Here is a 1203-nt window from a genome sequence, read left to right as displayed (position 1 = left end):
GAGGTTCAGGGTCGGCCGGGGCCGGCTGTTGAGCTTGTCTTGGATGTGTTTGAGATCGGCTTTGGTGTGGCCGCTGAGGTCGGTGCCCTTTTCGAACCAGAATCGCAAGAGCCGGTTGGTGTTTTCGTTGGTGCCGCGCTGCCATGGGGAATGCGGGTCGCAGAAGAATACCGGTAAGCCCAGCTGCAGCTGGATGTGCTCCCAGTTGGCCATTTCGCTGCCCCGGTCCCAGGTCAGCGACCGCCGTAGGTGCTCGGGCAGCTCGCTCATCGCCTCGATCATCGCGGCCGCCACCGTCTGGGCGGTGTGATCGCTGGGCAGGTGCAGCAAGATGGTGAACCGGGTGGCCCGCTCCACGAGGGTGCCGATAGCGCTGCCATGGCCGGCGCCCAGGATCAAATCGCCTTCCCAGTGCCCCGGTACGGCACGATCCTCGACCTCGGCGGGCCGGTCGCTAATGGTGAATACCTCACCCGGGGCATATACCCCGGTGCGCCCGGGATGGCCACGAGTCTTGCGCGCTGAGCGCTTCGTCGATAGGTATTTGTGCAAATCAGCGCGCAGACTGCCACGAGTTTGGACATACAGGCACTGGTAGATGGTTTCGTGGCTCACCCTCATCAGCTTGTCAGCGAGGTAATCGCGGGCCAACACATCAGCGATGAGCTTGGGGCTCCACCCATCGCCCATCCACGCCTCGATGCTCCCGCACAGCGGATGATCGACGAGCTTAAATGCCTTGGGCCGACGCGCTTTGCGCGTCGCGCGGGCATGAGCCATGCCGGCGTGGTAATCCCCGTCGGCATTACAGTTGCGTTTGATCTCACGCCATATTGTTGTCCGGTCCCGTTCGAGCAGTTCACCGATATCAGCCGGGCTCAGACCAGCGTCGCGGCCGCGCATGATCTCGATGCGTTCTTCAAAACTGAGCCGATGGCCCCGCCCGCCCGGCCTGGATAAATCTCCCGGGTCGGCTAAACCATGATCACCTGTGCCTTTAAGTAGCTCCATCGCACCAGCGTCGCGCCACCAAACCCACCCAGTACTGCGCGACACACCCAACTCCGACGACGCCCGCGTTACGGCCGCGCCCTGACAGACCAGATCGAAAAGCTGACGTTTGACCGACCTCGCAATCGGATGACCACGCGGCATAGCAACCTCCAAAATCAGTGGATGTTGCGTTGACCGTATGAATCCGCG

The 1203-nt window shown here is 62.2% G+C and carries 1 protein-coding gene; it reads right to left on the bottom strand.

Features of this window, described 5'->3' with window-relative positions; genetic code table 11:
* The coding region (locus A5696_RS22485; RefSeq protein WP_067883204.1) for an IS30 family transposase at positions 1-1155 on the bottom strand (1155 nt) is incomplete at its 3' end.
* Positions 1156-1203 lie beyond the last annotated feature (48 nt).

Source organism: Mycobacterium sp. E2699, assembly GCF_001666745.1.
Lineage (GTDB): Bacteria > Actinomycetota > Actinomycetes > Mycobacteriales > Mycobacteriaceae > Mycobacterium.
The sequence above is the reverse complement of the archived record's forward strand: the minus strand, read 5'-3'. Positions and strand labels throughout refer to the sequence as shown.